This window comes from Microcystis sp. LE18-22.4A (assembly GCF_027531105.1).
Taxonomy (GTDB): Bacteria; Cyanobacteriota; Cyanobacteriia; order Cyanobacteriales; family Microcystaceae; genus Microcystis; species Microcystis aeruginosa.
This window is the reverse complement of the sequence record NZ_JAPZRB010000500.1, coordinates 1-8,000: the sequence shown is the minus strand read 5'-3', so window position 1 is coordinate 8,000 and position 8,000 is coordinate 1. Positions and strand designations below refer to the sequence as shown.

General features: G+C 40.1%; 1 protein-coding gene. It reads left to right on the top strand.

What is annotated here, in order from left to right; translation table 11 throughout:
• Positions 1 to 246: 246 nt before the first annotated feature.
• A partial coding sequence (locus tag O9295_RS21590) for an FG-GAP-like repeat-containing protein (RefSeq protein WP_288035236.1) occupies positions 247 to 8,000 on the top strand: 7,754 nt, incomplete at its 3' end.

The window sequence follows — 8,000 nt, the reverse complement described above, 5'->3', positions numbered from 1 at the left end:
CTCAATTGTCTATCTTTTGGTATTAACCTGTTTGTGCCTTAAGTCCTTCCCTGTATGGATTTCAGCTACTTTTGAGCGTAGGCGCTCTCATCGAATTTTATTTTAAGTTAATTATTTGCATAACAATTCCCGAAGAGCCCTCCTATTTCTCTTTACTTTAACCTTGCAGGAGAAAATGGATTTACCAATCAAATTTATCAATTAACTCCTGGCACTGATATTGGATATGATAACCGTCACCGCTTTATGGCAGATGTAAATGGAGATGGAAGGGCTGATTTTGGTCGCTTTGTTGGTGTTGGTGGTGGTACTCCTATTTATCTAGCCTTTAACCTTGCAGGGGAAAGTGGATTTACGAATCAAGTTTATCAATTAACTCCTGGTACTGATATTGGATATGATAATCTTCCTCGTTTTATGGCAGATGTAAATGGAGACGGAAAGGCTGATTTTGGTCGCTTTGTTGGTGGTGGTGATGGTACTCCTATTTACTTATCTTTTGTTTTAGCAGGTGAAAATGGCTTTAGTTCTAATCAATCTGCTTTCAACACCATAAAAGCAGGTTTTGATAAAGGATATGATAACCGTGATCGCTTTATGGCAGATGTAAATGGAGATGGAAGGGCTGATTTTGGTCGTTTTGTTGGGGGTGGAAATGGAACACCTATTTATCTGTCCTTTGATTTAGCGCAATCTCCTAAAGATAAATTAGAACTTATACAACCTATTGAAGAACAAGCTATCTCTAATCTCCAAACCCTCCGCCTAGAAACCGCATATCTAACCCTACAGTCACAACAGAATCCAGACAAGGTACAGAGTTATTTAACAGAATATCAATTCAATCAGCTAACTCAAAACAATACTAATCAAACTCCCACTGTTCAGAAATTAGCTGATAACAACCTGATTGGTGACTTCAATAACGATCAAATTAATGACACTTATCATCACTGGAATGTATCGGGAATAAATGAACTGTATCTAGGCAATAGTAACGGTACTTTTACCAAATACGTTAACCCTATTTCAACCAATGCTATTAATGAATCTCCTACCAATGTATTCACTGGGGATTTTAACGGAGATGGGAAAACAGATATTTATTTCTATTGGAAAGCATCAGGCAGAAATCGCCTTTATTTCAGCAACGGAAACGGCACTTTTACTCAATATTTAGACCCGATTGGTGCATTAGCAATCAATGGCTCACCTGATAATACTTTCATAGCAGACTTTAACGGAGACGGAAAACAAGATGCTTATTTCCATTGGAAATCTTCAGGTACAAACCGACTCTATATCAGTAATGGAAACGGCACATTTACCCAATATTTAGACCCCATCACCGCAACGGTTATTAATGGCTCACCTGATAATGCTTTTATCGCAGACTTTAACGGAGACGGAAAACAAGATGCTTATTTCCATTGGAAATCTTCAGGTACAAACCGACTTTATATCAGTAATGGAAACGGCACATTTACCCAATATTTAGATCCCATTACAACTACACTAATCAACGGTTCACCTGATCAAGTACAAGTTAACGACTTTAATAATGATGGTAAAATCGACATCCGTTTTCAATGGACATCATCTAATACTATTCGCACCTTTTTAAACACAGGGAATAGTACCTTTAGTCAAGCTCTTTCTGCCCAAGAACTTCTTAACAAATACTTCCCCGAACTCAACAACCCCACCACCCTCGCTACTCTTCAACAACAAATCAGCGACCAACAAACCCAAACCCAACAACAAATCGAACAACTTAAAAACAGCATCAGCCAAAAACAAGCCCAAGCCGCCGCTTCCATCTCCCAAGCCGACTGGTATCAAGAAAAATCCGCTTTTTATTGGGAACAAAGCCGTAAACAAGGACCCACTTGGATCGAATACCGAGAATCTAGAGGACGTTCTGGACGCAGTGAAACCGTTACAATCACCCACGTTGACCATTATTGGATTATCTGGGACACCTACACCAAACAAGCCACCGCCCTCCGAGAACACGCCGCCCAACTCCTCAAAGGAGTCGAAACCGATACATTAAATAAAGATACCACCACCACCATCCTCGACCAATGGAACAAAGCCAGGGCCGTCGCCAATGATGCCGCCCTCAGCCAAAGTGAATTTATCCACCTCCTGCAACAACTGGAAGCAGAAAGAAAACTCAGCGAAGACAAAATCGCCCAAATAAGTGACTGGGAAAAACTCCTCCCCATCCTGCAAACCCAACTCGAAATAGCCACCCAAGATGCAACCACCGCCACTACCAACGTCCAAAAAGAAACCGGCGAATACCAAACCAGTAAAGACAACTATCTAACCGCCCTCAACAGCGTCCTGGAAAAACGCGCCGAACTGCAAACCAAAACCCAACTTCTGCAACAAGACATCACCGCCGCCAAAACTTGGGTGACACAACAAACCACTTACCTCGCTGACGAACTCACCCAAACCCAAACCCTCATCACTCAACTGCAAACCCAGCGGGATTTGATCCCCCCAACCTCCCTTGATAATGGGGGCGACGAAAACCTCACCAAAAAAGCCCAATTAGACCAATCCATCCAACTCCTCACCCAAAAACAAACCGTCCTCACCTCCCAACAAGCCACCCTCACCCAAAAACAGACCCTCCTCTCAACCCAAGAACAGGTACTCCTCACCGAATATCAACTCCTTGATGCTACCCTCGCCAGTCCCGACAAAGACACCAGCACCCTCGAACAACAACTCACAGATACCAGGAAAACCCTCGCCGAAGTCCAAAAACTCGCCGAACAAGCCGAAGCCAGTAGCCAAGCTTTAACCGCAGTGATGGATGACCTGCAAGCCTCTCTCCTGCTGCAAAACGACAAATACCTCTCCGCCATCAAAGATAAACAACAGGGACTCAAAAAACTCCTAGAAGCCACTGAACTCGAAAAAAATTATACCCTCCAAGCAACTACTAAACGCCAAGAATTAAACAGCTTTGAAAGCCAACTGCTGACTATTCTTAAACAAGCCAACGATGCCGGAAGTAAAGAAGCCGCCCAACTTCTGGAAGTTGCCAACGCCAACAATATGGCTACTGCCGCCGAACTTTATTACAAAGATTATCGAGATTTAGCCAGCGATAAAGGTGGCGGTTGTTCAGGAGGAATTGCCCGCCCCGAAGATTTAATCTTAGCCGATAAATACTATGCCGAAATGCAGCAATATCGGCAACTGCAACAACAGGCGCAACAACAAGCCAGCCAATTTACCGCCCTTCGTCAAGCTGCTGAAAATCAAATTACCCTCTTAGAAGGACAAAAAACCCTCGCTACCGAAGAATTAGCCCAACTTCAACAAAGTATCGGCAACTCTCAAGAAGCAATTGAGGCCCATAAACAAGAAATCGCCGTTGCTGAATTTCGTATTGATGCCCTATCCCAACTGAAAGACTGGACAAATCAAACCTTATTGCAAGTTCTTTCCGTTGAAAAATTCAACTTAGCGCAGGCACAATTAGAACAAGAAATCGCTGAAAAACGCGGTCAATTAATTGATGATGCGGTGGCAGCCCAGTTAGAAAAACAACGGTTAGATATTCAACGCGATCGTCAAATTGCCGTCACCAAACTTGAACAACTCAACCAACTTAACACCGAAGAAGCACTCCAGCAAGCGATTAATAACCTCCGCACCGACTTAGGGATTAACCCGATTGCCAATATCATCACCCAAGCTGACTATAAAGGACAACTCGCTGGCATCTTAGCCGATTTAGATGCCCTCAAACAAAAACAGCCCAACTTACCTGCTGAATTGGAGAGCATATTAACAGCAACTCGTCAAGATATTCATGCTGCTTTACAGGGGAAAGAAGCAGCGACAATTCAGGATAATTTACTGAAAACGGTTGATGGTTTAATTGAGCAGAATAATAAACTTAACACTGAAATTGCCAAATTAGACCAAGAAGAACAGCAATATTTAGGCATTCTGAAACAAGCAGAAACCGACATCGAGGGAGCGAGTAAAGCTCTTTATGAGGAGATTCAGAAAACAGGGGTATTAACTCAAGAAAAAGAGTTACTCAGTCAGCAGAATTTAGAGATACTTTATAAGGTTGGCTATGCTCAAGGTGCAGTTGATTTATCCGATGATTTAGCGCGACAGTCTCAACAGCTTTTAAGTCAGATTATTGAGGGGCGAGTTAAAGAACGAAGAATCAGAAAAAAAGCCTTTGTTAATGAAGTTTTAGGGACTGCTGCTTTAGTTATTGCTATTGCTTCGGCAGTTATCACAGCAGGAGCTAGTTTATATCTTTATGCAACAACAGCAGCTACACTAGGAGCATCTCTAGCAGCCGCATCCTCATTAACTATTGTTACGACACTCAATGTTATTGGTGCTTCAATTAGTGCTGTTCAATCAGCCTATAATGGGGACTGGGCGGGTGCAGTTTTCCATGCAGCAATGGCTTTTGCCAGCTACGAAATTAGCGATATTAATAGCGAACTAGCGAAGAATCCTCAAGTTATTGAAACCACCAAGGCAATTGATGTTGCCAAAGAAGCAAAAGATTTGAGCTTAGTTGGTGAATTAACCCAGAAATTAGAACTCTTAAAATATGAGTTATCACCCAATCTACTTAACCTAACCAGATTCCAAACAGTCGCCCAAGGTGCTTACTCATCCTATCAGTACGCCAAAACAGGAGATACTACTCTCGCCTTATTATCTGGAGTTCAATCATTAGCTAATGCGGCATCTCTTGGCATTAAAGACATCACAAAATTAAATCAAGCTTCTGATATTCAAAAATTCTTTATTACAGCAGGACAAGTCTCTCTGGTAACAGCCCAAGGTATCAAAGCAATTGAAAATGGCAACTGGTTAGATGCCGCTAATGCAATCGGTAAGATTGCCGGACAAATTGACAAAAACTTTGCGTTAGGATTAGGGGAAGCTGGGAAAAAAGAACTAATAGATTTGACGGGATTAAAATGGGAAGAAATTCAAGACTTTGGGAAATTAAGTTCAGCCTTATATCAAACTATCGACAATAAAGACTGGATTAAAGCCATTCAAACAGCTGGTAAAGCAATTAACCTTGTTGATGATAGTTTATTAGGGGTTGATTTAGGAACCGAAGCCCATAAATCTATTAAAGATTTAACGGGGTTTGAATGGGAAGAAGTCGAAACTATCATTCAATCGGGAGTTAAGCTTGAAATTGCTGTCAGAGAACGTAATTTGCAAGCAATTACTCAATCTGTAAAAAGCATTGTAAATGTCTGGGTTACTGATGATAAACTCAAAATTGAGGCACAAAAAGTTACAGGACTTTCTTGGGAAGAAATACAACGAATTACCCAGACAGGAGAAGCCATTACTAAAGCCATTGAAAAAGGAGATACAGCAGCTTGGATTAAATCCAGTAATGAACTTCTGGGCATTTGGCAAGGTAATCAAACCCTCCAAAACTTCTTAAAAACTAACCTGAATTTAGACTGGAAAGATTTCCAGCAAGTTGTTAAAGCAGGTCAATCTATTGCCATAGCTACTGATAAGCAAAGCGTTGAACAATGGGGACAATCCCTCAAAGAAGTTCTCAATATTTGGTATGATGACGGTACGCTTAAGAACAAATTAACAACTGTATCTGGACTTTCTTGGGAACAAATTCAAAAGACAGAGGAAACCATTTCAACTATTAATAAGGCCTACGAACAAGGTAATACTTTAGCTTGGATAGAAGCTAGTAACAAAATCCTGAAACTTTGGGAAACAGATCAAACCTTAGCCAATAAAATTAAAATTAATACAGGCTTAGATTGGCAAGATTTTGAGAAGATTGTTAAAGCTGGACAAGCTACTGCGATCGCTGTTGACAGTGAAAAGTTAAAAGATTGGGGACAAGCGATCAGAAAAGTCGCTAATATTTGGGCTCATGATGCCACATTAAAAAGCAAAATTGAACAAGCAACGGGACTAACTTGGTCACAATTAAATAAATTAGAAAACACTGTTCAGGAACTAGATAAAGCTACTCAAAATAATAATACTCAATCTTGGATTACTGCCAGTGATAATATTTTAACAATCTGGAAAACCGATCCTAGTTTTGCCAAAAAACTCAAAGAAGTTACCAGTTTAGACTTTACCGACCTAGAAAAAATTGTCAAAGCAGGTCAAGCTTCTGCGACAGCGATTGACAGTCAAGAACTCGCTAAATGGGGACAAGCCATCAGACGAGTGGCTAATATTTGGGTAGATGATAATACCCTAAAATCTACAGCAGAAGACCTCACAGGTTTATCTTGGGAGAAACTTCAAAAACTCGACAAAACTGTACAAGCAATTAATACTGCGATAAACAAAGATACAACCCAAGACTGGATAAATGCCAGTGATGCAATTCTGAAAATTTGGCAAGATGATCCTACTTTAACCCAAAAACTCAAAACCTACACTAATTTGAATTGGCAAGATATAGAAAATATAGTAAAAGCTGGTCAAGAAATAGCTAAAGCCGTTGATCAACAAACACTAGCACAATGGGGAAATGCCATTAAGAGTGCTGTTAATATTTGGGTAGATAATAATACTCTAAAATCTCAAGCTGAAAAAGCAACTGGACTTACTTGGTCACAGTTAGAAAATCTTGCCCGTACCAATCGATTAATTCAACAAGCCATTGACACCAATGATTTAGAAACATGGAAAAAATCAACCGATGAAATTCTCAATATTTGGAAAGAAGATAAAGCATTAACTCAGAAACTCAAAGAAAAAGCAGGAATTGAATGGAAAGATATTGAATATATTGTCAAATCTGGTCAAACGATCGCAACCGCATCTCAAGATACAACTCTAGAGAATTTAACAGCAGCTATTGAACAGATCGTATCTATTGGCGATCAAGATCCTCAACTTAAAGAGAAAATCAGAAGTATTTTTGAACTGGAATGGCAAAAACTAGAAGCAATTAGTCAAAAAAATCAACAAATACAAGCAGACTTAGCCCAACAGCAACAAGAAAACTGGGTCACAACCAATCAGAAATTGATCAACATCTTGGAGAAGAATGATGCTCTTATTCAAGAAAATCTTGCTCCCATTATCATTAACCCCATTCCCAATCAAACAGCAACCACTAATAAATTATTCACTTTCACTGTTGCTGAAACTACTTTCACAGACATAGATAAAAACGATTTTCTAACTTATTCAGCAACAGACGTGAATGGTAATTCCCTACCTAAATGGTTGTCCTTTGATCCCAAGACAACAACTTTTAGTGGAACTTCTAAGGATACAACAAGCTCTAGTGTCGATATTAAGCTTGAAGTAAAAGATACTAAAGGATTGTCTTCCAGTAACGTTTTTACGCTTACCATTAATGCCATAAGCAATGCTACTATAGAAACCTTCGGTAACACCAAATTAGTCCAAGACGCAACTAATAAACTTTACACCCAAATTGGCAATAACAATCCCATCGCCATCAAAAATGGTGCCACTCAGATTACCACAAATATCTACCCTGGTTGGCAAACTCTAGCAGCAGAAACCGTCAACGGAGCCAATCAAGTTTTATGGAAATATAACGATGGTAATTATCTCCACTTGTGGAGTTTAGATAATAACTGGAATTGGCAATCTTCAAGCGGATGGTGGGGATTAAACTCATCGGAAGCTTTCACTCAAGAAACCAACTTCCAACAAGACTTTAATAGTGATGGAATCATCGGTTCACCCTACACCCCAATCGAAGCCTTCGGTAACACCAAATTAGTCAAAGATGCGACTAACAACCTCTACGCTCAAATTGGCAATAATAACCCCATCGCCATCAAAATTGGTGCAACTCAGATTACCACCGATATCTATCCAGGTTGGCAAACTCTAGCAGCAGAAACCGTCAACGGAGTCAATCAAGTTTTATGGAAATATAACGATGGTAATTATCTCCACTTGTGGAGTTTAGATAATAACTGGAATTGGCAATCTTC